At 71.6% G+C, this 23,342-nt stretch carries 20 protein-coding genes and 1 pseudogene; 6 read left to right on the top strand and 15 right to left on the bottom strand.

What is annotated here, in order from left to right; all coding sequences use genetic code 11:
* The first annotated feature begins 8 nt into the window (after window positions 1-8).
* From IO30_RS0119120 to IO30_RS0119130, 3 genes are all read left to right on the top strand, one after another.
* Window positions 9-1,364, top strand: coding sequence for an MFS transporter (locus IO30_RS0119120; RefSeq protein ID WP_031144643.1), 1,356 nt, complete (start codon window positions 9-11; stop codon window positions 1,362-1,364).
* A gap of 102 nt (window positions 1,365-1,466) precedes the next feature.
* Entirely contained in the window at window positions 1,467-2,174 is a 708-nt protein-coding gene (locus tag IO30_RS0119125) for a L,D-transpeptidase family protein (RefSeq protein WP_031144646.1), read from the top strand.
* An 83-nt stretch (window positions 2,175-2,257) separates the two neighbouring features.
* The gene (locus tag IO30_RS0119130; protein WP_031144647.1) at window positions 2,258-3,268 is read left to right on the top strand and encodes a sigma-70 family RNA polymerase sigma factor; all 1,011 of its coding nucleotides are present in this window, start codon (window positions 2,258-2,260) and stop codon (window positions 3,266-3,268) included.
* Here the strand turns inward: IO30_RS0119130 and IO30_RS43640 are convergent.
* The 13 genes and pseudogenes from IO30_RS43640 to IO30_RS0119185 all read right to left on the bottom strand — a co-directional run bounded on the left by IO30_RS43640 (window position 3,155) and on the right by IO30_RS0119185 (window position 17,327).
* Window positions 3,155-3,493 carry an STAS domain-containing protein gene (locus IO30_RS43640; RefSeq protein WP_237403426.1) on the bottom strand — a complete coding sequence of 113 codons (339 nt, stop codon included), beginning with the start codon at window positions 3,491-3,493 and terminating at the stop codon, window positions 3,155-3,157. The genes IO30_RS0119130 and IO30_RS43640 overlap by 114 nt on opposite strands.
* 50 nt (window positions 3,494-3,543) lie before the next feature.
* Window positions 3,544-4,134: a Uma2 family endonuclease gene (locus IO30_RS0119135; protein WP_031144648.1), complete on the bottom strand. Its 591-nt coding sequence runs from the start codon at window positions 4,132-4,134 to the stop codon at window positions 3,544-3,546.
* A 94-nt stretch (window positions 4,135-4,228) separates the two neighbouring features.
* Window positions 4,229-5,506 carry a thymidine phosphorylase gene (locus IO30_RS0119140; RefSeq protein ID WP_031144650.1) on the bottom strand — a complete coding sequence of 426 codons (1,278 nt, stop codon included), beginning with the start codon at window positions 5,504-5,506 and terminating at the stop codon, window positions 4,229-4,231.
* An 86-nt stretch (window positions 5,507-5,592) separates the two neighbouring features.
* A complete protein-coding gene (locus tag IO30_RS0119145) occupies window positions 5,593-6,000 on the bottom strand; it encodes a cytidine deaminase (protein ID WP_031144652.1) in 408 nt (135 codons plus the stop codon).
* Window positions 5,997-7,262: an ABC transporter permease gene (locus IO30_RS0119150; RefSeq protein WP_031144653.1), complete on the bottom strand. Its 1,266-nt coding sequence runs from the start codon at window positions 7,260-7,262 to the stop codon at window positions 5,997-5,999. Before IO30_RS0119150 ends, IO30_RS0119145 begins: the two co-directional genes overlap by 4 nt.
* On the bottom strand, window positions 7,259-8,374 hold the full coding sequence (locus IO30_RS0119155; RefSeq protein WP_031144654.1) for an ABC transporter permease: 1,116 nt from the start codon (window positions 8,372-8,374) through the stop codon (window positions 7,259-7,261). The genes IO30_RS0119150 and IO30_RS0119155 overlap by 4 nt, the downstream gene beginning before the upstream one ends.
* On the bottom strand, window positions 8,371-10,125 hold the full coding sequence (locus IO30_RS0119160; protein WP_373316538.1) for an ABC transporter ATP-binding protein: 1,755 nt from the start codon (window positions 10,123-10,125) through the stop codon (window positions 8,371-8,373). The genes IO30_RS0119155 and IO30_RS0119160 overlap by 4 nt, the downstream gene beginning before the upstream one ends.
* A gap of 154 nt (window positions 10,126-10,279) precedes the next feature.
* A complete protein-coding gene (locus tag IO30_RS0119165; RefSeq protein WP_031144658.1) occupies window positions 10,280-11,326 on the bottom strand; it encodes a BMP family lipoprotein in 1,047 nt (348 codons plus the stop codon).
* Window positions 11,327-11,543: 217 nt separating this feature from the next.
* A complete protein-coding gene (locus IO30_RS0119170) occupies window positions 11,544-12,788 on the bottom strand; it encodes an amidohydrolase (protein ID WP_031144660.1) in 1,245 nt (414 codons plus the stop codon).
* A 137-nt stretch (window positions 12,789-12,925) separates the two neighbouring features.
* Complete coding sequence (locus tag IO30_RS0119175; RefSeq protein WP_031144661.1) at window positions 12,926-14,173, bottom strand: hypothetical protein; 1,248 nt, start codon at window positions 14,171-14,173, stop codon at window positions 12,926-12,928.
* Window positions 14,174-14,223: 50 nt separating this feature from the next.
* A complete protein-coding gene (locus tag IO30_RS47030; RefSeq protein WP_031144663.1) occupies window positions 14,224-15,150 on the bottom strand; it encodes an N-acetylneuraminate synthase family protein in 927 nt (308 codons plus the stop codon).
* 441 nt (window positions 15,151-15,591) lie between these two features.
* A pseudogene (locus IO30_RS47035) lies at window positions 15,592-15,966 on the bottom strand (acylneuraminate cytidylyltransferase family protein); the annotation flags it as partial.
* Window positions 15,963-17,327, bottom strand: a complete 1,365-nt coding sequence (locus IO30_RS0119185) for a DUF6716 putative glycosyltransferase (protein ID WP_031144665.1) — start codon at window positions 17,325-17,327, stop codon at window positions 15,963-15,965. The pseudogene IO30_RS47035 and the gene IO30_RS0119185, both read right to left, overlap by 4 nt.
* 176 nt (window positions 17,328-17,503) lie before the next feature.
* Here IO30_RS0119185 and IO30_RS0119190 point away from each other — a divergent pair, with 176 nt between their 5' ends.
* Together IO30_RS0119190 and IO30_RS0119195 are read left to right on the top strand one after the other, a co-directional pair.
* Window positions 17,504-18,484: a glycosyltransferase family 2 protein gene (locus tag IO30_RS0119190; protein ID WP_031144668.1), complete on the top strand. Its 981-nt coding sequence runs from the start codon at window positions 17,504-17,506 to the stop codon at window positions 18,482-18,484.
* Window positions 18,484-19,866, top strand: coding sequence for a polysialyltransferase family glycosyltransferase (locus IO30_RS0119195; RefSeq protein WP_031144670.1), 1,383 nt, complete (start codon window positions 18,484-18,486; stop codon window positions 19,864-19,866). The genes IO30_RS0119190 and IO30_RS0119195 overlap by 1 nt, the downstream gene beginning before the upstream one ends.
* Here IO30_RS0119195 and leuE read toward each other — a convergent pair.
* Together leuE and IO30_RS0119205 are read right to left on the bottom strand one after the other, a co-directional pair.
* Window positions 19,859-20,518, bottom strand: a complete 660-nt coding sequence (gene leuE, locus IO30_RS0119200) for a leucine efflux protein LeuE (RefSeq protein WP_031144671.1) — start codon at window positions 20,516-20,518, stop codon at window positions 19,859-19,861. The two genes, IO30_RS0119195 and leuE, sit on opposite strands and share 8 nt — an antisense overlap.
* A gap of 43 nt (window positions 20,519-20,561) precedes the next feature.
* Complete coding sequence (locus IO30_RS0119205; RefSeq protein ID WP_031144672.1) at window positions 20,562-22,142, bottom strand: acyl-CoA mutase large subunit family protein; 1,581 nt, start codon at window positions 22,140-22,142, stop codon at window positions 20,562-20,564.
* Between the two features lie 160 nt (window positions 22,143-22,302).
* Between IO30_RS0119205 and IO30_RS0119215 the strand changes: the two genes are divergently transcribed.
* Window positions 22,303-23,205 carry a L,D-transpeptidase family protein gene (locus tag IO30_RS0119215; RefSeq protein WP_051902410.1) on the top strand — a complete coding sequence of 301 codons (903 nt, stop codon included), beginning with the start codon at window positions 22,303-22,305 and terminating at the stop codon, window positions 23,203-23,205.
* Window positions 23,206-23,342 lie beyond the last annotated feature (137 nt).

Here is a 23,342-nt window from a genome sequence, read left to right on the forward strand (position 1 = left end):
GTCGACGTATGCCTCCCGCTCATACCGGGGCACCCGTCATCCCGGGTGCCTCCACCTCGTTGTTCCCCGCCCCGGCCGCCCCGGCCGCCCAGGGCCCCGTACCCAAGGGCCCGGCCTCCGAGGGCTCCGCGCCCGAGCGCCGGGAGCCCGGCCGCCCCGGCTACCGCCGGATGAGCCTCGCCCTCTTCGCCGCCGGTCTCGCGACCTTCGCCCTCCTCTACTCCACCCAGGCCCTGCTCCCTGCGATCTCCGCGGGCTTCGGGGTGACGGCGGGTCAGGCCAGCTGGACCGTGTCCGCGGCCACCGGCGCCCTCGCCCTGTTCGTGCTGCCGCTCAGCGCGCTGTCCGAACGCTTCGGCCGGACCCGGATGATGACCTGGTCGATGGTGCTGGCCGTGGGCGTGGGCCTGCTGGTGCCCTTCGCCCCGAACCTGGAGTGGCTGGTGGCGCTGCGCGCCGTCCAGGGCGCGGCGATCGCCGGGATCCCGGCCTCCGCGATGGCGTACCTGGCGGAGGAGGTCAAGCCGAAGGCACTGGTCGGTGCGATCGGCCTGTTCGTCGCGGGCAACTCCATCGGCGGCATGAGCGGCCGCCTCGTCACCGGCTGGGCGGCGCAGCTGGGCGGCTGGCGGATGGGCCTGCTGTCCGTCGGTCTGCTGTCCCTGGCCTGCGCGGTGGCCTTCCTGGTGCTGCTGCCCCGGGCCCGGTTCTTCCGGCCGGCCTCGCTGAGCCCGCGCGCGGTGGGCCGTACCGTCGCCGGTCACCTGCGCGATCCGCTGCTGCTGCGGCTGTACGGGATCGGCGCGCTGTTCATGACCGTCTTCGGCGCCGTGTACACCGTCATCGGCTACCGGCTGGTGGACGAGCCCTTCTCCCTCGGGCAGGGCGTGATCGGCTCCATCTTCCTGATCTACCTGGTCGGCACGGTCTCCTCGGCGGCCGCGGGCCGGCTGGTGGCCCGCGCCGGGCGGCGCGGGGCGCTCTACCTGGCCGTGACCACCACCGCGCTGGGGCTGCTGCTCTCGCTGTCGGACTCCCTGGCACTGATCCTGCTCGGGCTGGTGCTGATCACGGCGGGCTTCTTCGCGGGGCACGCGGTGGCCTCGGCCGCGGTGAGCCGTACGGCGCAGACGGGCCGGGCGCAGGCGTCCGCGCTGTACCAGTCGGCGTACTACCTCGGCTCCAGTGCGGGCGGCACCCTGGGCGCCCTCGCCTACCACTCGGCGGGGTGGGCGGCCACGGTGGGGATCGCGCTGCTGGCCGTGCTCGGCGTCGTGTCGATCACGCTGTACGGGTCCCGCGCGGCGCGGGCCGAGCGGGTCCGCCAGCTCCCGGTGGCGCGGCGGGCGGCCGCTGCGCGCTGACGGAATCTACGCCTGGGGCACAGGTAATTCCCGCCCCTTTTCCGGGCATTGAACCCTGAGGAGGCGGCCACCGCGCGAGCGGTGCGGGCAGGGGAGGACCGGATGGGATCGATTCGGGTGCGCGCCGGGCGGCGGGCGGCGACGGTGTTCTGCGGGGCGGTGGCACTCGCCGTACCGCTGGTGGTGGCCGGGGGCGGCAGCGCGCAGGCCGCCTCCTGCAACCTCACCACCGGCCCGCACCAGCGGCAGGTCGAACAGTTCCTGGGACGGCCGGTGGACGGCAAGCAGTCGGCGGCGGACTGCACCGCGATCAGGTCCTTCCAGGCGGCCCACGGAATCACCCCGACCCAGGGCTACGCCGGACCGCTGACCTGGCGCACCATGAGCACGATGCTGGCCCAGCGGGCGGCCGGGACCACCCCGAACCGGGACGGGAAGTGCCCGGTGAACCTGGGGCGGATCGCCTGCGTCGACCTGACCCGGCAGCTGTCCTGGATCCAGGACGGCGCCACGCTCAGGTACGGTCCGGTCCCCGTGCGCACCGGGAAGGACGGCACCGAGACCCGGACCGGCCCGAAGAAGATCTACTACCGCAGCATCGACCACTGGTCGACGATCTACGACGTCGCGATGCCGTACTCGCAGTTCTTCGACGGGGGCATCGCCTTCCACTCCACCCCCAAGAGCATGTGGAACCCGCCCGGGTCCGGCGGCTGCGTGAACATGCGGCCCGCCGACGCCAAGGCGTACTGGAACCTCCTCGGCAAGGGCGACGACGTGTTCGTCTACGGCCGCAAGCCCGGTACGTAGGGGCTCCGCGCGCTTCCGGCTGCCGTTGTCGTACCCCTCCGGTAGTTTCCGGGGTATCGGACCTATCTGGGGGAACGGCAGCCATGGGCGAGCTCGCGACGACACCGCTGGACCTGGACGCGGCGATGGACCGCTACCGCGTCGAGCTCACCGGCTACTGCTACCGGATGCTCGGCTCCTCCTTCGACGCCGAGGACGCGGTGCAGGACACGTACATCCGGGCCTGGCGCGCGCACGAGAAGTTCGAGGGGCGCTCCTCGCTGCGCTCGTGGCTCTACCGGATCGCCACGAACGTCTGCCTCGACCTGCTGAGCGCCGGCAACAAGCGGGCCCGTCCGATGGACCTGACCGCGCCGCAGCACCAGGCCTCGGCGGTGCTGAGCCAGCGGCCCGAGGTGACCTGGCTGGAGCCGGTCCCGGACGGGCGGGTGCTCCCGCAGACCGCCGACCCGGCGGAGATGGCGCTGGCGAAGGAGTCCGTGCGCCTGGCGTTCGTGGCGGCCCTGCAGCACCTGCCGGCCAAGCAGCGGGCCGTGCTGATCCTGCGCGAGGTGCTGGCCTGGAAGGCCGACGAGGTCGCGCAGCTCCTGGACACCACGGTGGCCTCGGTGAACAGCGCGCTCCAGCGGGCGCGGGCGACGCTCGCGGGGCAGGCCCTGCGCGACAGCGATCCGGTGGACCCGCTGGACGCGGAGCAGGCCAGGCTGCTGGAGCAGTACCTCGCGGCCTTCGAGGCGTACGACATCTCGCGGCTCACCACGCTCCTGCACGAGGACGCGGTGCTGTCGATGCCGCCGTACGACCTGTGGCTGCAGGGTCACGCGGACATCGCGGCCTGGCACCTGAACCAGGGCATCGGCTGCAAGGGATCCCGTCTGGTCCCGACGACCGCGAACGGCCTGCCCGCCTTCGGCCAGTACCGGCCGCGCGAGGACGGGAAGCCGGGGCACGTGCCGTGGGCCCTCCAGGTGCTGGAGCTCTCAGACGGCAAGATCGTCGGGCTCAACGCCTTCCTGGACACCGACCGCTGGTTCCCGCTCTTCGGCCTCCCCGAGGAGCTCGACGAGACCTACGAGGTGCAGCAGGGCGCGTAAGGGCGGGGAGGCCCCGCTGACGGTGAAGGCGCCGCGCCCGCGGGCGGTCAGCCGCAGCCGGGCGAGGACCTCCACGGCGGTGAGGTCCGGCGCGGTGAGCGCTCCGGCGTCGCACACCACGGCGCCGGCCCCGTCCTCGTAGAGCCGGGCCAGCCGGGCACACAGCCGCGCGGCGTCCTGCGCGGTCGCGGCGGGCCCGGGCAGCACGAGTCGTTGGATCTCCACGAGGGGGTGACTCCCCCGCCGCCCGGAACTCATCGGCGGGCGGTACCCGCTTACGGGCGGGGATACCCGAAGGTGTCGAGGGTCAGGTCGAACGGCTCGGGAAGGTGGACGGCCTCGCCGAACTTGCCCGCGTGCAGCAGGCGGTACTTGCCGTCGCTGGGCTCTCCGTACAGGTGGATGGTGGGGCTGCCCGTCGCGTGCGGGTCGATCAGCAGGTAGAGGGGGATGCCCGCCGCGGCGTATCCCTTGAGCTTGGAAACGCGGTCGTTGACGGCGTTCGACTTCGAGGTGATCTCGACGACCAGCTCGGCGGCTCCTGCCGGAACGAAGTTCTCCCCCGTGGGGATCGCCTCGCTCGGTACCACCACGAGGTCCGGGATGTAGAGCCCGCTGCGGCTCGGGACGGCCACGTTGAGGGTCTGGTGGATACCCCAGTCGTCGGGGACCACCGTGTACAGGCGGCGCTGCACCGACTCCGCGATCAAGTTGTGGTTGTTGACGGGCGGTGGTGCCACGGTGACGATCCCCTCGATGATCTCCACCTTGCAGCCCTCCGGCCATTCCATCTCCTCCCAGAGACGGACGACCGAATCCCAGTCGTCACCGCTCGGGGGCTGGTGCTCGACTGCGAGTGCGCTCATGGTGTGCTCCTATCAGTCCGTCACCGATCCCAGCATGCCGAACGGGACCGGCAAGGGTCCACCGGTCCCGTTCACTCGAATGAGAAAGCGCAGGTCAGGCGATGCGGTCCAGCACGATCGGCGTGGCGGAGTGGGCCGTGCCGGCCGGGGCGACGTCGTAGGAGCCCTCCAGCGAGGCGAGGGCGTACTCGAACTTCTCCGGGGTGTCCGTGTGCAGGGTCATCAGCGGCTGGCCCGCGGTCACCGTGTCGCCGGGCTTCGCGTGCAGCTCGATGCCCGCGCCCGCCTGGACCGGGTCCTCCTTGCGGGCGCGGCCCGCGCCGAGGCGCCAGGCGCCGACGCCCACCGCGTACGCGTCGAGGCGGGTCAGGACGCCCGAGGCGGAGGCGGTGACCACGTGCTGCTCGCGCGCGACCGGGAGCGCCGCGTCCGGGTCGCCGCCCTGCGCGGCGATCATCCGGCGCCAGACGTCCATGGCGGAGCCGTCGGCGAGGGCCTTCGCCGGGTCGGCGTCCTTGATGCCGGCCGCGTCGAGCATCTCCCGGGCCAGGGCCAGGGTCAGTTCGACGACGTCCGAGGGGCCGCCGCCGGCCAGGACCTCGACGGACTCGCGGATCTCCAGCGCGTTGCCCGCCGTGAGGCCGAGCGGGGTGGACATGTCGGTGAGGAGCGCGACCGTCTTCACCCCGTGGTCGGTGCCCAGGCCGACCATCGTGGAGGCCAGCTCGCGGGCGTCCTCGATGTTCTTCATGAAGGCGCCGGTGCCGACCTTGACGTCGAGGACCAGGGAGCCCGTGCCCTCGGCGATCTTCTTGGACATGATCGAGGAGGCGATGAGCGGGATGGCCTCGACCGTGCCCGTCACGTCGCGCAGGGCGTAGAGCTTCTTGTCCGCCGGGGCCAGGCCGTCGCCCGCGGCGCAGATGACGGCGCCGGTGGTGTCCAGTACGTGCAGCATCTCCTCGTTGGAGAGCAGGGCGCGCCAGCCGGGGATGGACTCCAGCTTGTCGAGGGTTCCGCCGGTGTGGCCGAGGCCGCGGCCCGACAGCTGCGGGACGGCCGCGCCGCACGCGGCGACGAGCGGGGCCAGCGGGAGGGTGATCTTGTCGCCGACGCCGCCGGTGGAGTGCTTGTCGGCGGTCGGGCGGGAGAGGGAGTCGAAGTTCATGCGCTCGCCGGACGCGATCATCGCGGCGGTCCAGCGGGCGATCTCGGCCCGGTTCATCCCGTTCAGCAGGATGGCCATCGCCAGCGCCGACATCTGCTCGTCGGCGACGACACCGCGGGTGTACGCGTCGATGACCCAGTCGATCTGCTCGGGGCTCAGCTCGCCGCGGTCCCGCTTGGTCCGGATGACGGAGATGACGTCCATGAAGTGCTTCCTTCTACGCGCATAGAGAGAGGGGTTGAATTGCGACGGCCCTCCGCCCGGCAGGGGGCGGAGGGCCGTCGGCACGGCTATCTCAGGTGGTCGGGCCCGAAGGCCTGGGGCAGCATGGCCGCCAGCGGCAGGATCCCGTCCGGGGTCTCCACCAGCAGTTCCGGCCCGCCGAACTCGAACAGCAGCTGGCGGCAGCGACCGCAGGGGACGAGGATCTCGCCCTTGCCGTCCACGCACGTGAAGTGCGTGAGCCGGCCGCCGCCCGTGGCCTGGAGCGAGGAGACCAGTCCGCACTCCGCGCACAGGCCCAGACCGTAGCTCGCGTTCTCGACGTTGCAGCCGGTCACGACCCGCCCGTCGTCCACACGGGCGGCCACCCCGACCGGGAAGCCCGAGTACGGCGCGTACGCGTGGGACATCGCGTCCCGGGCGGCCGTCCGCAGGGCTTCCCAGTCCACGGCGGGAGCCGGTACCGGGCTCGTCACTTGCCCTGGCCCTTGCGGTACGGCATGCCGTCCGCCTTGGGCATCCGCAGGCGCTGCGCCGACAGGGCGAGCACGAGCAGGGTGGTCACGTACGGGGCCGCGTCCACGAACTGGCTGGGCACCGAGTCGGTGAGGGCGTACCAGAGGAAGAGCAGTACGGCGCAGGCGGCCGAGATGCCCGCCTGGAGGTACTTCTTCTTGTACAGCTGCCAGGCGCAGACGAGCACCAGCAGGATCGCGATCAGCAGCAGCAGCGCGTGCACGTTGGTGGCGCCACCGCGCAGCTTGAGGCTGTCGATGAAGCCGAACAGGCCCGCGCCCAGCGCCATGCCGCCCGGCATCCAGTTACCGAAGATCATCGCGGCGAGACCGATGTAACCGCGGCCGCCGGTCTGGCCCTCCTGGTAGATGGGGCTGGCGACGATCGACAGGAACGCGCCGCCGAGACCGGCCAGGGCGCCCGAGACGATCACGGCGATGTACTTGTACTTGTAGACGTTGACGCCGAGGGACTCCGCCGCGGTGGGGTTCTCACCGCAGGAGCGCAGCCGCAGGCCGAAGGTGGTCCGCCACAGCACCCACCAGGTGCCCGGGATCAGCAGCAGGGCGACGACGGTCAGCAGCGACAGCTCGGTGACCAGGCCGCCGATGACGCCCGCCAGGTCCGAGACGAAGAACCAGTGCTTGCCCTGGAGGTCGGACATCCAGTCGGACAGCCCTGGCACCGTGATCTTGTAGATCGGCTCCACCTGCGGCGACTGCTTGGAGGAGCCGCCCGGGGCCTCGGCGAAGGTGAAGTTCGACAGGTACTGGGTGAAGCCCAGCGCCAGGATGTTGATGGCCACACCGGAGACGATGTGGTTCACGTTGAAGGTGATCGTGATGATCGCGTGGAGCAGACCGCCGATGGCGCCGCCGATGATGCCGGCCATGACGCCGGTCCACGGACCCCACTGGTAACCGGCCCAGGCACCGAACCAGGTGCCGAGGATCATCATGCCTTCGAGGCCGATGTTGACGACGCCCGCGCGCTCGGCCCACAGACCGCCGAGGCCGGCAAGGCCGATCGGCACGGCGAGCGAGAGGGCGCCGGAGACCTGGCCGACCGAGGTCAGGTCGTCGGCGCCGCTGATCAGGCGGACCAGCGAGACCAGCGCGAGGCCGCCCGCGATGATCAGCATGATCCAGGGCAGGGTGAGCTTCTTGCGGCCGCCGGACTTCTTCGGGGCGGCAGCCGTCGCGGAGACAGTGCTGGTGCTCACGCCGCGACCTCCTTGTCGGTCTTGATGGCGTGCCCGGCGGCGAGCTCCTCGCCGACCTTCTGCTGCTGGCGCCGGATGCCGTAGCGGCGGACGAGTTCGTACGAGACGACGACCGCGATGACGATCAGGCCCTTCATGATCGTGCCGATCTCCTTCGCGTACCCGGCCGTGTCGAGCGAGGCCGAGGCCTTGTCGATGAAGGCCATCAGGAACGCGGCGAAGAAGATGCCGACCGGGCTGTTGCGGCCGAGCAGCGCGATGGTGATGCCGGTGAAACCGACACCGGTCGGGAAGGCCAGGTTGTACGTGTGGGTCTCGCCCAGCAGCTGCGGCATGCCCGCGAGGCCGGCCACGGCGCCGGAGATGAGCATCGCGGTGATGATCATCTTCTTGGCGTCGACGCCCGAGGCCTGGGCCGCGGTCTCACTGGCGCCGGTGGCGCGCAGGTCGAAGCCGAAGCGGGTGCGGTTGAGGGCGAACCAGTAGACGATGCCGAGGGCGAAGGCCACGAAGGTGAAGCCGTAGATCTCCAGGCCGTCACCGATGGCCACGGCCGGGAACCAGCCCGACTCGGCGATGTCGCCGGTGGTCAGGTCGTTGGAGCCCTCCAGCTGGACGCCGAGGTTCTTCGTCAGGATCAGCCAGGCGATCAGGCTGGTCGCGATGGCGTTCAGCATGATCGTGGAGACGACCTCGCTGACTCCGCGCTTGGCCTTCAGGACACCGGCGATGCCGGACCAGAAGGCACCGACGAGCATCGCCACGAGGATGATCAGCAGCAGGTGCAGCGGACCCGGCAGGGTCACGGCCGCACCGACCACGGCGGAGAGCATCGCCGCGAGGCGGTACTGGCCGTCGACGCCGATGTTGAAGAGGTTCATCCGGAAGCCGATGGCCACGGCCAGGGCTGCCAGGTAGAACGTGCCCGCCTGGTTCACGATGAGGACCTGGACGTCCTCGTAGCTGGCGTTCTCCACCATCAGGCGCAGCGGCTCGACCGGGTCGATGCCCGTGGCGGCCAGGACGACCACCGTCAGCAGGAAGGCGGTGACCAGCGCGAGCACGGGCCCGGCAAGGCCGAGGAGCAGCCGGTCCTTGTCGATTTTCTTCATCGGGCCTCGTCCTCCGTGGAGCCGGCACCGGCGTCGGTACCGTCGGCGGAGTGGTTGTCGGTGGCTTCAAGGTGCCCGGAGGCGGCGCCCGTCATGGCGGTGCCGAGCTGCTCGGCGCTGACGGTCGCGGGGTCGGCGTCGGCGACCAGGCGGCCGCGGTAGATGACGCGCAGGGTGTCGGACAGGCCGATGAGCTCGTCCAGGTCCGCGGAGATCAGCAGCACGGCCAGGCCGTCGCGGCGGGCCTCGCGGATCGCGTCCCAGATCTGCGCCTGCGCGCCGACGTCCACACCACGGGTGGGGTGGGCGGCGATCAGGAACTTCGGGTTGTGGCTCATCTCGCGGCCGACGATCAGCTTCTGCTGGTTGCCGCCGGAGAGCGAGGCCGCGGTGACCTCGATGCCGGGCGTGCGGACGTCGTACTCGCGCACGATCCGCTCGGTGTCCTTGCGGGCGGCCTTCGGGTCGAGGATGCCGCGCTTGGAGTTGGGGGCCTCGGTGACGTGGCCGAGGATGCGGTTCTCCCACAGCGGGGATTCCAGCAGCAGGCCGTGACGGTGACGGTCCTCGGGGATGTACCCGATGCCGCCCTCGCGGCGCTTGCGCACCGAGGACTTGGTGATGTCCAGGCCGTCGAGGGTGATCACGCCCGCGTCGGCGGAGCTCATGCCCATGAGGGCTTCGATCAGCTCGGTCTGGCCGTTGCCCTCGACACCGGCGATGCCGAGGATCTCGCCCTTGTGGATGGTGAAGCTGATGCCGTCCAGCAGGAGGCGGCCGGCCTCGGCCTTCTCCAGGGTGGCGTCCGCCGCGACCGTGGGCCGCATGGTCTCCGGCTCGACGGGGACGGTGTCGTCCGCGGCGACCGTCAGGTCCGACACCGTCAGCATCGGGATGTCGGTCACGGTCGACTCGCGGGTCTCCGGCGAGGGCAGCTCGGAGCCGACCATCAGCTCCGCGAGCTGCTTGGTGGTCGCGGTCCTCGGGTCGGCGGTGCCCACCGTGGTGCCGCGCCGGATGACGGTGATGTCGTCGGCGACCTTCAGCACCTCGCCCAGCTTGTGCGAGATGAAGATGACGGTGAGGCCCTCGGCCTTGAGCTCCCGCAGGTTGTCGAAGAGCGCGTCCACCTCCTGCGGCACGAGCACGGCGGTCGGCTCGTCGAGGATGAGGATCTGCGCGCCGCGGTAGAGGACCTTGAGGATCTCCACGCGCTGACGGTCGGCGACGCCGAGGTCCTCGACCAGGGCGTCGGGGCGCACGCCGAGACCGTAGGCGTCGGAGATCTCCTTGATCTTCCTACGGGCCTTGGAGCCGATGCCGTAGAGCTTCTCGCCGCCGAGAACCACGTTCTCCAGGACGGTGAGGTTGTCGGCCAGCATGAAGTGCTGGTGCACCATGCCGATGCCGCGGGAGATGGCGTCGCCCGGGCTGGTGAAGGAGACCTGCTCCCCGTCGATGGCGATGGTGCCCTCGTCCGGCTTCTGCATGCCGTAGAGGATCTTCATCAGAGTCGACTTGCCGGCGCCGTTCTCGCCGATCAGAGCATGGACCGTGCCCTTGCGGACGGTGATCGCGATGTCTTTGTTGGCGACGACGCCGGGGAAGCGCTTGGTGATGCCGTGCAGTTCTACGGCGGGGGGCGGGCTGGACGCGTTGATGACGCACTCTCCTTGGCGCGGAAGGAGTTGGAGGCAGGGCAGGGACAGGGCGGGAATCGGCCGGGCGGGTGGGCGGGAGGAGGACGGTATCGCGTCCACCCTGCCTCTACGCGCGTAGCACTGTCGAAAGTGAAAACTTGCGGCCAACTGGCCACAACGAGACACCATTGAACACGGCTCGGGGCCCGGGAGCGGCAGAGACCGCTTCCCGGACCCCGGAGACCACGACTACATCAGACGGGCCTTACGGCGCGGTCTTGACGGTGATCTTCTTGGCGATGATGTCGGCCTTGGCCTTGTCCACCGCGGCGATGACGTCGGTCATCTCCTTGTACTTCGGGTTGGAGTCGGCCAGGCCGACGCCGTCCTTGTCCAGGCCGTAACGGATCTCACCGGTGGTCGGCTTGCCGTCCTTGACCGACTTGATCAGGTCGAAGACGGAGTCCGAGACGTCCTTGGTGACCGAGGTCAGGATGGCGTCCTTGTACTTCGTCAGACCGGCCTGGTTGTACTGGTCGGAGTCGACGCCGATGGCCCACTTGCCCTTGGCGGAGGCGGCCTCGATGGCGCCCGAGCCGGCCAGACCGGCGGCCGCGTAGACCACGTCGGCGCCCTGGTCGAGCTGACCCTGCGCAGCGGCCTTGCCGAGGTCGGGCTTGGAGAAGCCGTCGAAGTTCGGGGGCTGCGTCAGGTACTGGGAGAGCACCTTGGCGTTCGGGTTGGTGTCCTTGACGCCCTGGGTGAAGCCCGCCTCGAACTTCTTGATCAGCGGAACCTCGACGCCGCCGATGAAGCCGACCGTGCCGGTCTTCGACACCTTGGCGGCGGCGACGCCGGCCAGGTAGGAGCCCTGCTCCTCGTTGAAGACCATGTTGGCGATGTTCGGGCCGGTCACCGAGGTGTCGTCGATGATGCCGAACGTGGTGTCCGGGAACTTCGGCGCGACCTTCTTGATGGCCGGGGCGTAGGCGAAGCCGACGCCGATGACCGGGTTGTTGCCCTTGCGGGCAAGCTCGGTGAGGCGCTGGACCTTGTCGGCCTCGCCCTCGCCGTCGGTGGGCTCCGCTTCGGCGCCCTTGACCTTCAGCTCGGTGTCGGCCTTCTGCAGGCCGGCGTAGGCGGCGTCGTTGAACGACTGGTCGCCGCGGCCACCGACGTCGTACGCGATGGCGGCGCTGGCTTCCTTCGAGGACTCGGTGTCCGAGGACTTCTTACCGCCACAGGCGGTGGCCGAGAGGGCCAGCGCCGCGGACGCGATGCCCACGGTGGCGATCCTGGTGATCCGGCGCAAGGGGAGGCTCCTTCAAAACCTGACCGAAGCGCCACGACCGGCGCTGGTTTCGCGGCGATCGTAACGCGCGTAGATGTCAGTTAAAGGCCCGTTCATGAGTCGTTATCGGATCGTCGCGAACCGGACAGTGACCGATTCGTAACTGCACGGTGCCCAGCCCTTGTGTACCAAGGGCTGGACAGCTCCGGCGAGGGATCGTCGAATGTTGTACTGCGCTTTACCCGACGGGCCTGGCGCGGCGTCCGTCGAGCAGTGCGGCGGCCGTGAAGAACTCCACGCCGACGGCGATCGCGTCCTCGTCCACGTCGAAGTCGCCGCGGTGCAGGTCGCGCTTGGCCGTGTCACCGGGGGTGCGGACCCCAAGGCGGGCCATCGCGCCCGGGACATGCTCCAGGTACCAGGAGAAGTCCTCGCCGCCCAGGCTCTGCTCGGTGTCCTCGACCGAATCGATGCCGCACCGGGCGCCCATGGCCTCGCGGAGCAGTTCGGTGACCACGGGGTCGTTGACCACCGGCGGCACCCCGCGCACGTGGTTGATCTCGAACTTCGCCCCGTGCATCGTCGCCACCTCGTCGATGGCCGCGTGGATCATGTCCGGGGCCTCGTGCCAGGCGTTCAGGTCCAGGCAGCGCACGGTCCCCGAGAGCTCGGCGTGCATGGGGATGACGTTGCAGGCGTGCCCGGCCTCGATCCGCCCCCAGGTGACCGACATCCCGGAACGGGCGTCCATCCGGCGGGCCAGCAGCGCCGGGACGTCTACGGCCACCCGGGCGGCGGCCGTGACCAGGTCGGTGGTCAGGTGCGGGCGCGCGGTGTGCCCGCCGGAACCGGCCAGGGTGACCTCCAGCCGGTCGCAGGCCGAGGTGATGGGGCCGGCCCGCAGTCCGATCCGTCCGGCGTCGACGCGGGGGTCGCAGTGGACGGCGACCATCTTGCCCACGCCGTCCAGGACCCCGGACTCGATGGCCTCGGTGGCCCCGCCCGGCAGCACCTCCTCGGCGGGCTGGAACAGCAGACGTACGGGGCGGGGCAGCAGGCCCTGCCGGTCCAGCTCGGCCAGCACCAGGCCGGCGCCGAGGACGACGGCGGTGTGCACGTCGTGGCCGCAGGCGTGGGCGCGGTCCGGGACGGTGGAGCGGTAGGCGACGTGCGTCTTGGCGTCCGGGATGGGCAGGGCGTCGATGTCCGCGCGCAGGGCCAGCATCGGCCGTACGCCGTCCCACGTCCCCACGTCACAGATCAGGCCGGTGCCGGACTTCAGCACCCGTGGGTGCAGGCCGGCTTTCTCCAGCCGGGCCTTGATCGCCGCCGTGGTGCGGAACTCCTGGTGTCCGAGTTCGGGGTGCATGTGCAAGTCACGGCGGAAGGCGATCAGTTCGGCACGCAGGTGGTCCGGAAGCTTGCCGGGCAGCTCGGGCCGGTCGGGCTTGCCGGGCAGGGCGGTCTGGGACTCGCGGGACATCAACTGGTTCACCCGTTGAAGGGTAGGCGCACCTGCCCGTCAACTGGCTGGAGATCACGAAAAGTTCATGCCGTTAGGGGAAGAAAACCCGGCCTCTGGACGCATGAGGGGGCGGGCGCGCGGGTAAACTCGCACGCTCATCCGGCCGCCGGAGCCGCCTGAGCGGGGAGTCTGTGCACATCACGGGCGGTTTCGGTGACCCCGGCGAGGAAGCTGCGGGCCCGCGGGGAAGCGGACGCGGTGAGCCAGGACGGGTCGACATCGCATGCGACGACCGTCACACCGGTACCGGTCAGGGCGTACGGCAGGGTGTGGACGACCGTGGACGGAAAGCTGACGACCGTACGTCCGACCGGGCCGCGGCGGGCGATCAGTTCCAGCGGCAGGTCCGGACGGACGATCTCCAGCCCGGTGGCCTCGCTGAGGGCGCGCAGCTTCTCCGGGGACTCCCGGCGGTGCGCGAAGTAGCGGGTCGCGCCGTGCTCCCTGGTCAGGGCGCGCACGGCGTCCAGGTAGCGGCCGGGGTCCACCACCCCGGTCTCCACCAGCGACGTGCCGACCAGGTCGGTGCCCTTGGTCAGCAGCGGCGGCCCGAAGCGCTCGCGGGTCCAGGCGAAGGCGTTGACCCGCAGCGTCATCGCGCCGTGGACGGTGACGGGCATCGAGGTGAAGACCTCGACCCGGCGGCCGCGGCCCGCCACGGGGGTGAAGCGGCGCCGTGCGGTCGCCGACACCGGGGCGTAGGCCAGTTCGCGCACCCGGCCGGGCAGTCCGCCGCCGCCGGCGCGGTGCCAGCGCACGAGGCGTTCGCCGCGGGCGGTCTGGGCGACGAACTCCATGGTGGCGGTCCCGTCGTCGACCACGACGAGTTCCTCGGCCCGTACGAGGGTGAGCAGCAGCTGCACGTAGCGGGAGAAGGGGTCGCCGATGACGACCCGGCGGGCCGCCCGGACGTCGCGGGCCAGCGCGGCGAGCGCCTTGAGCGGGGCGAGCCGGCCGCCGCGGGCCTCCTGCCAGCTCACCTCGTGGCCCTCGTCGCGGGCCAGGCCCGCCATCCGGCGCAGCTGGCCCCGGGACATCGGGTCGGTCGGGGGCAGGACGACGATCCGCAGGCCGGCCGTCGCGGCGTCCGGGAGGCCGTCCGCCGGACCCGTCCCCTGGCCTGTCTCCGGGCCTGTCTCGGGGCCTGTCTCCGGGCCTGCCTCCGGGCCGGAGACAGGCCCGGCACCCGGCCGGCCGGCGCGGGTCTTGCGCTGGCGCGGGACCCCGTCCAGCAGCGGTCCGGGGGCGTCGGGGCCAAACCGGTGCAGATGGGCCCACTCCAGCACGTTCAGGAGCTGGACCGGACTCTCGACGAACGCCAGGGTGCGAGCTGTTGGGGTCACCGGGTACTCCTCGTCTGGGGGCGGGACTCGTACGCGCCGGACCACGGGGGTCAGACGGCGACCGGCTCGCCCTGGAAGCGGCGGAGCTTCTTCATGGGGCCGAGCTCGGAGGCGTAGACCCGCTTGACGCCGTCGCCGAGCGCGGTCTCGATGGTGCGGATGTCGCGGACCAGCCGGGCCAGGCCGCCGGGCTCCACGGAGGCGGCCTGGTCGGAGCCCCACATCGCGCGGTCGAGGGTGATGTGCCGCTCGACGAAGGTGGCGCCGAGGGCGACGGCGGCGAGGGTGGTCTGCAGGCCCGTCTCGTGGCCGGAGTAGCCGATCGGGACGTTCGGGTACTCCTCCTGGAGGGTGTTGATCACCCGCAGGTTGAGCTCCTCCGACTTGGCCGGGTACGTCGAAGTGGCGTGGCAGAGCAGGATGTTCTCGCTGCCAAGGACCTCCACCGCGTGCCGGATCTGGCGCGGGGTGGACATGCCGGTGGACAGCACGACGGTGCGGCCGGTGGCGCGCAGGGCGCGCAGCAGCTCGTCGTCGGTGAGGGAGGCGGAGGCCACCTTGTGGGCGGGGACGTCGAACTTCTCAAGGAAGGCGACGGCCTCGGTGTCCCACGGGGAGGCGAACCAGTCGATGCCGCGCTTGGCGCAGTGCTCGTCGATGGCGCGGTACTCCTCCTCGCCGAACTCGACCTTGTGGCGGTAGTCGATGTAGGTCATCCGGCCCCAGGGGGTGTCGCGCTCGATGTCCCACTGGTCGCGCGGGGTGCAGATCTCCGGGGTGCGCTTCTGGAACTTCACGGCGTCGCAGCCCGCTTCGGCGGCGGCGTCGACGAGGGCGAAGGCGTTGCCGAGGTCGCCGTTGTGGTTGATGCCGATCTCGCCGACGACGTAGACGGGCCGGCCGGGTCCGGCGGTGCGCGAGCCGAAGGTCCGCTGGCGGGCGTGGGCGGTGGGGGTGGTGGCGGCGGTGGCGGTCATGGCAGGTGACGTCCTTCGGTGCGGGAGGCGCGGGGAGTACGGGAGGTGCGTGGGGTCTGTGGAGGCTGTGGGGCCTGCGGGGTACGGGGTGCTCGGGTCGGGGTGTGGCGGCGGTGGCCCGGCCGGTTCGAAGAGCGGGGCGAGGAGCCGGGCCCGGGCCAGGTCGTGCGGGTCGTCGATCTCCAGGACCCGCGCGGGGTCGGTGGCGACGGGGAGGGTGCGGCCGAAGAAGCGGTGCCGGGCGGTGCGGAACCCGGCGGCGTCCATGGCGTAGGCGGCGCCGGTCTCCAGCAGGTCCTGCGGCCGGTCCTGCCGGCGGGGCCGGTGCGCGCGGTCGTGGTTGACCCCGGTCCCGTCGCCGTCGCCGGCCGGGTCCCGGCGCCACAGGAAGCCGTGGAACGGGGCGACGGTGAGGGCGCAGTCGGCGGCCCCGGAGGCCACCGCGGCGGCGACGGACTCGACGTCGGAGGCGGTGAGGAAGGGGCTGGTGCACTGGACCAGGAGGACCACGTCCACGGTGACGGAGTGCAGTTCCTCGAAGGCGCCCAGCGCGTGCAGCACGGCGGCTTCGCTGCTGGCGGTGTCCCCGGAGATCGCGGTGGGCCGGGCGGTCACGTCGGCCCCGGCGGCGACGGCCGCGGCCGCGATCGCCTCCGAGTCGGTGGAGACCACGACGTCCGTGACGGTCGGCGCGGCCAGACAGGCCCCGACGGCGCGGGCGACGAGCGGGACCCCGGCGACCTCGGCGAGGTTCTTGCCGGGGACCCCCTTGGAGCCGCCCCGCGCGGGGACCACGGCCAGCACCCGGGGGCTCACAGCTCCCCCAGCCTGCGGATCGCCGGGGCCACCCGCTGGACGCCGTGCCGGTAGGCCCCGCGGGCCGCCTCGCGCAGATGGGCGCGGAGCCTGCGGCGCAGCCGGGAGCCGGCCTCCGGTGCGCGCGCGGCGCCGGGCAGCGGGGTGCCGTCGGGGGCCAGGTGGTGGCGGGCGAGGATGCCGGGCAGGTAACCGGGGGCGGTGGTGAGCGTGTAGTACGGCGCGGGGGGCGGCAGCCGCCGGGCACCCGTGAGGGCGGCGACCCGCGCCCGGGCCGCGGCGTAGGCGTCGTGCGGGAGGACTTCGGCGGCCTCCGGCCCGCCCGGCCCGGCAGCGGTGGACGCCTGCGCCGCCGGGCCCGGCAGGACGCCCTGGGCCGCCAGCCAGTGCGGGTCGCCCTGCGGCAGCAGTCCGGCGTCGAGCTGGTCCCAGGAGGCGAGGCAGCCGGAGCCGAGGAAGTGGTGGTTGCCGAGGGCCTCGCGGATGCCGAGGTCGGTGAGGACGGCCGTCGGGACGCCCCGGTGCAGGGACTCCAGCGCGGCGGTGGACGAGACGGTGACCAGCAGGTCGGTCCCGTCGAGCACCTCGCCCATGTTCCCGTAGACCAGCCGGCAGTTCGGCGGCAGACCGCCCGGGAGCTTGGCCGCGAGCCGCTGGTACGGCTGCTCCTCCAGGTGCGTGGTGTGCTCCCCGGGCCTGCTCCGCAGCTTGATCAGCACCTCCCGCTGCGGGTGCAGCCTGGCGTGCGCGGCGGCCCGCTCCAGCAGGTAGGTGCGGTCCGCGCGGCTGTCGGGCACCGAGGGCTGCACGGCGAACACCACCGTGTGGACACGGCTCCCGGCCCGCTCGTACGGCGCCCCGCCGAGGAAGGGCAGCGCGGTCTCGGTGACGGCGCCCGCGTCCGCGCCCACCCCCTCGTACACGGCGCGGAAACGCTCCGCGTCGTGCCGGGAGTTGGCGAGGACGAGGTCGGCTCCGTGGCGCAGCAGCAGCCCGTCGGCGAGCTTCTCGTACACGACGCCCACGTAGCCGGTGACGAGTACGGGGCGCTCGGCCGGGGCGGGCCACAGGGCGCGGGCCCCGTGCAGGACGGCCTGGACGGCGCCGCCGACGAGGGCGAGGACGATCACGTCGTAGCGCTCGCGCTCGATCTCGGCGAGGAACTGCGCGCAGGTCACCTCGGTCAGCCGGTCGGCACGGACGCCCACCTCCCCGAGCTGGCGCGCGGTGGGGGTGGCCCGGCCGCGCAGGAGGTATCCGGTGAGCTGGTGTCCGGGCACGAGACGGCCTGCGGTGAGTGCACCCCATTTCCATCGCGTATCGGAATCGGCGAGTACGGCTACGCGCTTGCGTTCTGGCACGCGGCAGAAACTATTGGGCAATTTCGGTGATCGGCCCAACGAGCGCACAACAGCGGGTTAACAACGCGTCGACTGAATGCGAAAGCGCACGGGTTAACATGCCCGCCCCGCGCCGTTCACATGGAATCCGCATCCGGGTCATGATGAATGCCGGACGAAGCCATAACGTCTCGCAGGTGCCCAAGCTCTCTGTTGTCGTGCCGTTCTACAACGTGCAGACATACGCACCGGATGCCCTGAAAAGTCTCGAACTCAACGCCCGGGACGATTTCGAGTTCCTGCTCGTCGACGACTGCTCGACGGACGGGACCCCCGAACTCCTGGAACGGGCGGCCCGCGAGCTGCCCGGGGCGGTGCACCTCAGATGCGACCGCAACGGCGGCCTGGCCACCGCACGGAACACCGGGCTGGCCGCGGCCCGCGGCGAGTACCTCGCCTTCCTCGACGGGGACGACTGGCTGGCCCCGGGCCACCTGGCCCGGACCCTGGCCGCCATAGAGGCGCTGAACTGCGATTTCGTGCGGACCGACCATGTGCAGTGCACCGGCCGGACGCGGAGCGTGCAGCGGGTTCCCTACGGCCCGCAGGGGGTGGTCGCCGACCCGCGGACGGGCATCCTGCCCGCGGACCGGGCCACCTCGGTGGACTATCCGTACGCGTGGGCCGGCATGTACCACCGGCGGCTGCTGGACCGCGGGGCGCTCCGCTTCACCGACGGGCTGCGGACGGCGGAGGACCGGCCGTGGATCTGGCGGCTGCACCGGGAGGCGGCATCCTTCGCCGCGGTCGGAATGCCCGGGATCTTCTACCGGCGCGGAGTTTCCACCTCATTGACGCAGATCGGGGACGAGCGGCAGCTGGATTTCATCCGGGCATTTGATCAGATCTTGTCCGACACGGCCGCCGACCGGGAATCCGGCCGACTGCTCCCTAAAGCCGTCCGAACATATTGCGCAATTATCGCGCACCATGTCGGGTCCATCGAAAGGTTCGAACCTGCCGTGGCCAAGAAACTCCGCTCGATGAGCACGGCGGCGCTCGGACGCATGCCGCAGGACGTACTGGACCGGGCCCTGGACTCGATGGACATCGACCGCTCCACCCTGCTGCGCCGCCTGCGCGGAAGCCGCCGCGTCCGGTCGGGGGCGCACGCCTGATGCCCGTCCAGATCTTCCTGGCCTCCACCCTCTACGGAGCCGCCACCCTCGCGGCGGGCATCGACGCGGGCAGCTTCCCCCCGGCCGGCCGCCGCATCCTGCTGACCAGCAACCACGCGGTCGCAGCCGAGATCACCCCCGGCCTCGCGGACATGCCCGGCTTCGCCGCCCTGCGCACCCGCTTCGACGAGGTCCTCGACTGGAACCGCGTCATCGAGCCGCTGCACCCCAGCACCTGGGCCCCGCGCGCCGAGGACGTCCCCCTGTGGGAACGGCAGCTGCGCACCCTGTGGGGCCTGGGCGAGGAACGCGTCGAGCTGATCGTGGAGTCCCTCCAGGTCCCGCCCGCCCAGACCCTGTGCCGGCTCTTCCCGGGCGCGGCGGTGGACGTCTACGCCGACGGGCTGATGAGCTACGGGCCCACGCGCTTCCGCCTCGATCCCCAGCTGGGGATGCGGGTGCGGCGGGTCCTGCACCTGGACCTGGTGCCGGGGCTGGAACCGCTGCTGCTGACGGAGTTCGGCGTACGGGCGGAACTGGTGCCCTCCACCTCCTTCGCGAAGGTCCTCGCCGAACTGTCCGAGCTGTCCGAGCTGTCGGAGCACCCCGAAGACCCCGAACACGCCGAGCACGCCGAGCACCCCGAACCGTCCGGCTCCCCCGCCCCCGCCCTGCTCCTCGGGCAGTACCTCTCCGCACTGGACCTGATGACCGCGGCCGAGGAGGAGGAGCTCCACGGGGAGATGGTCCGCGGCGCCCACGCCCTCGGCCACCGCCACCTCGTCTTCAAACCGCACCCCTCCGCCCCGGCCGCCTACTGCGGCCGGGCCCAGGCCGAGGCCGCGCGCCTCGGTGTCCGGCTGACCGTGGCGGACTCACCGGTGCTGGCCGAGACGCTCTACCAGCGGCTGCGCCCGGCGCTGGTCGTCGGCTGCTTCTCCACGGGGCTGCTCACCGCCGCCACCCTGTACGGCCTCCCGGTGGCCCGCACCGGGACGGACACGGTCCTGGCCCGGCTGGCCCCGTACCCGAACAGCAACCGCGTCCCGCTCACGGTCGTGGACGCCCTGCTGCCCGACCTCGCGGACCCCGCGGCGGTCCGCTCCTGGAGCACCCCGGACCGCGGGCGGGTCCAGGAGGAGCTCGCCGGGCTGCTGACCGCGGTCGGCTTCACGATGCAGCCGCGGATCCTGTCCGCACACCGGCCCGCGGCCGAGGCCTACCTGGCGGAACACCTGACCGCCCGCACCTGGCGCTACTTCACCCGCCGCCGGCTGACCGCCCTGGGCCTCCCGGGCGGCATCCCGGCCCGGCTGTCCTTCCTGCCCCGGAGCCCGGCCGTACGGCGCGCCGTCCGGCGGCTGCGCCGGGCGGTCAGCTGACGGCGAGCTTGGCCGCGAAGCCGAGGAACAGCACCCCCGCCGCCGAGGTGGCCCCGGCCGACAGGCGCCTGCGGCGGCGGAACGCGGCGGACAGCCGGGTGCCGCCGAAGATCAGCACGGTCAGGTAGAGGAAGCTGCCGATCTGCAGCAGCCCGCCCAGCACCAGGAAGGACAGCGCGGGATAGGCGTAGCCCGGGTCCACGAACTGTACGAAGAAGGACATCAGGAAGAGGATGGCCTTCGGGTTGAACAGGCTGATCAGCAGCGCCCGCCGGTACGGCCGCTCGCGCTCGCCCTCGTCCGGGCCGCCGGCCTCGACGGCAGCGGCCACCTCGGCCCGCGCCAGGTGCGAGCGCCACAGCGACCAGGCGCCGCGCAGCATCCCGAAGGCCAGCCAGGTCAGGTAGCCCGCGCCGAGCAGCTTGACGATGCCGAACAGCAGCGGGCTGGTCTGCAGCAGCGAGGCCGCGCCGGCCGCGGCGAGCGCCATCAGCACGGCGTCGCCGGTCCACACCCCGGCGGCGGCCTTGTATCCGGTACGCACGCCGCGGCGGGCGGCCACGGACAGCACGTACAGCGAGTTCGGCCCCGGCAGCAGAATGATCAGCACCAGGCCGGCGAGGTAGGTCGGAAGATCTGTCACACCCAGCATGTGCAGGAGTGTGACAACTTTTGCACCTGTCACGCCAGTGGTTTCACCATGTGGAATCGGCGGGCACGTACGTCCCCCACACCTCCCGCAGCGCCCCGCACACCTCCCCCACCGTGGCCCGGGCCCGCAGCGCCTCCTTCATCGGGTACAGCACGTTCTGCGTGCCCGCGGCCGCCTCCCGCAGCGCGGCCAGCGCCGAGGCCACCGCCGCCCCGTCCCGCTCCGCCCGCAGCCGGGCCAGCGCCGCGCACTGGCGCGCCTCGATCTGCGGGTCCACGCGCAGCGGCTCGTACGGCTCCTCCTGCTCCAGCGCGAACCGGTTGACGCCGACCACCACCCGCTGCCCGCTCTCGGTCTCCTGCGCGATGCGGTAGGCGTTGCGCTCGATCTCGCCCTTCTGGAAACCGGCCTCGATCGCGGCCACCGCCCCGCCCAGGTCCTCGACCCGCCGCATCAGGGCGAGGACCTGCTCCTCCAGGTCGTCCGTCATCCGCTCCACCGCGTAGGACCCCGCGAAGGGGTCCACGGTGTGCGGCACGTCCGTCTCGTGGGCGAGGACCTGCTGGGTGCGCAGCGCGAGCCGGGCCGACTTCTCCGTCGGCAGGGCGATCGCCTCGTCGAAGGAGTTGGTGTGCAGCGACTGCGTGCCGCCGAGCACGGCGGCCAGGGCCTGCACCGCCACCCGTACGAGATTCAGCTCGGGCTGCTGCGCGGTCAGCTGGACCCCGGCGGTCTGGGTGTGGAAGCGCAGCATCAGCGACTTCGGGTCCCGCGCCCCGAACTCCTCGCGCATGACGCGGGCCCAGATCCGCCGGGCCGCCCGGAATTTCGCGACCTCCTCCAGAAGGGTGGTGCGGGCGACGAAGAAGAAGGACAGCCGGGGGGCGAACTCGTCGACGGCCATCCCGGCGGCCAGCGCCGTACGGACGTAGGCGACGGCGTCGGCGAGGGTGAAGGCGACCTCCTGCGCGGGCGAGGCCCCGGCTTCGGCCATGTGGTAGCCGGAGATGGAGATGGTGTTCCACTTCGGCATCTCGGCCCGGCAGTACCCGAAGGTGTCGGCCGTCAGCCGCAGGGAGGGGCCGGGCGGGAAGATGTAGGTGCCGCGGGCGATGTACTCCTTCAGCACGTCGTTCTGGACGGTGCCCGTCAGCTGCGCGCCCGTGATGCCCTGTTCCTCCGCCACCAGTTGGTAGAGCAGCAGGAGCAGGGCGGCGGGCGCGTTGATGGTCATCGAGGTGGAGACCCGGTCGAGCGGGATGCCGTCGAACAGGGTGCGCATGTCGTCGACCGAGTCGACGGCGACCCCGACCTTGCCCACCTCCCCGTGTGCGAGGGGGGCGTCGGAGTCGTGCCCCATCTGGGTGGGCAGGTCGAAGGCCACCGACAGTCCGGTGCCGCCGCCCGCGATGAGCTGCCGGTAGCGCGCGTTGGACTCGGCGGCCGTACCGAAGCCGGCGTACTGCCGCATCGTCCAGGGCCGTCCGGTGTACATGGTGGGATAAATCCCCCTCGTGTACGGGAAGTCACCGGGCTCCCCGAGGGCGGCGGCCGGGTCCCACCCCGTCAGGTCGCCCGGTCCGTAGACGGGTTCGATCGGGATTCCGCTCTCGGTACGTGCCATCGACCAGTCCTCCACGGGGCGCCGGGGCTGCTGCCGCCGTCTGTGCGCAAGGCTGCGGACGGCTCCTGGTCACAATGGCGCAACATCCGGGAACAGCGTGCAACTGTCCACGCGCGTCAGGCATCACCTAGTTACACGACGTAGAAACCGGGGGACTGCAATGCACCGCAAGAGAGTCATGATCCGCACGCTCGGAGTGGCCACCGCCGTCGCACTCGCTGCGACCGCCTGCGGGCCGCAGAAGGCGGAGTCCACCGGCTCCGCATCCTCTGCCCCGTCCTCGCCCACGGCGGGTGCCTCCCCCGAGACCTCCACCGACAACAAGCCGGCCGAGAACTCGGCGACGCCGTCGCAGTCCCCCTCCGCGTCGGCGTCCCCGTCGGACAAGGCCTCGCCCTCACCCTCGTCCTCGTCCTCGGCGTCCCCGGCCGTCAAGCCGATCATGGCGAACGGCGACGACAGCGACCAGGTCCGCGAGCTCCAGGCGCGGCTGCGCCAGCTGAAGCTGATGAGCGTCGCGCCGACCGGTTTCTACGGCTCCAAGACGACCGCCGCCGTCAAGACCTTCCAGTCGAAGAACGGCCTGACCGCGACCGGCTCGGTCGACAAGGCCACCTGGGAGAAGATCGAGGGCGCCACGAAGAAGCCCACCCCGCAGGAGCTGAACCCGCCGACCGTCAACGAGCCGGACGCCCCGGACCCGAACTGCATGCAGGGCCGGGTCATGTGCATCAGCAAGGAGAGCCGCACCCTCGCCTGGATGATCGACGGCAAGGTCATCTCGACGATGGACGTGCGCTTCGGCTCGGAGAACACCCCGACCCGCGAGGGCGTCTTCAACGTCGGCTGGAAGGCCAAGGACTGGACGTCGACGATCTACCACACGCCGATGCCGTACTCGATGTTCTTCAGCGGCGGCCAGGCGGTGCACTACTCGGCGGACTTCGCGGCCCGCGGCTACAACGGCGCCTCGCACGGCTGCGTGAACGTCCGGGACAAGGGCAAGCTGTCGGCGCTGTTCGACCAGGTGAAGGTCGGCGACAAGGTCGTCGTCTACTGGTGACCGGTGCATCACGGTCCCGACGGAAGTGAGTGGCGCGGGCAGGGCCGGGGGAACGTGCCCCGCCCGCGCCAGTTGCGCAGAGCCCAGGGGTACGGGGGGAACCCCGGCTCATGCGCAGCCGATGACCAGTCGGCTCG

Origin of the sequence: Streptomyces xanthophaeus (assembly GCF_000725805.1) — a bacterium.
Taxonomy (GTDB): domain Bacteria; phylum Actinomycetota; class Actinomycetes; order Streptomycetales; family Streptomycetaceae; genus Streptomyces; species Streptomyces xanthophaeus.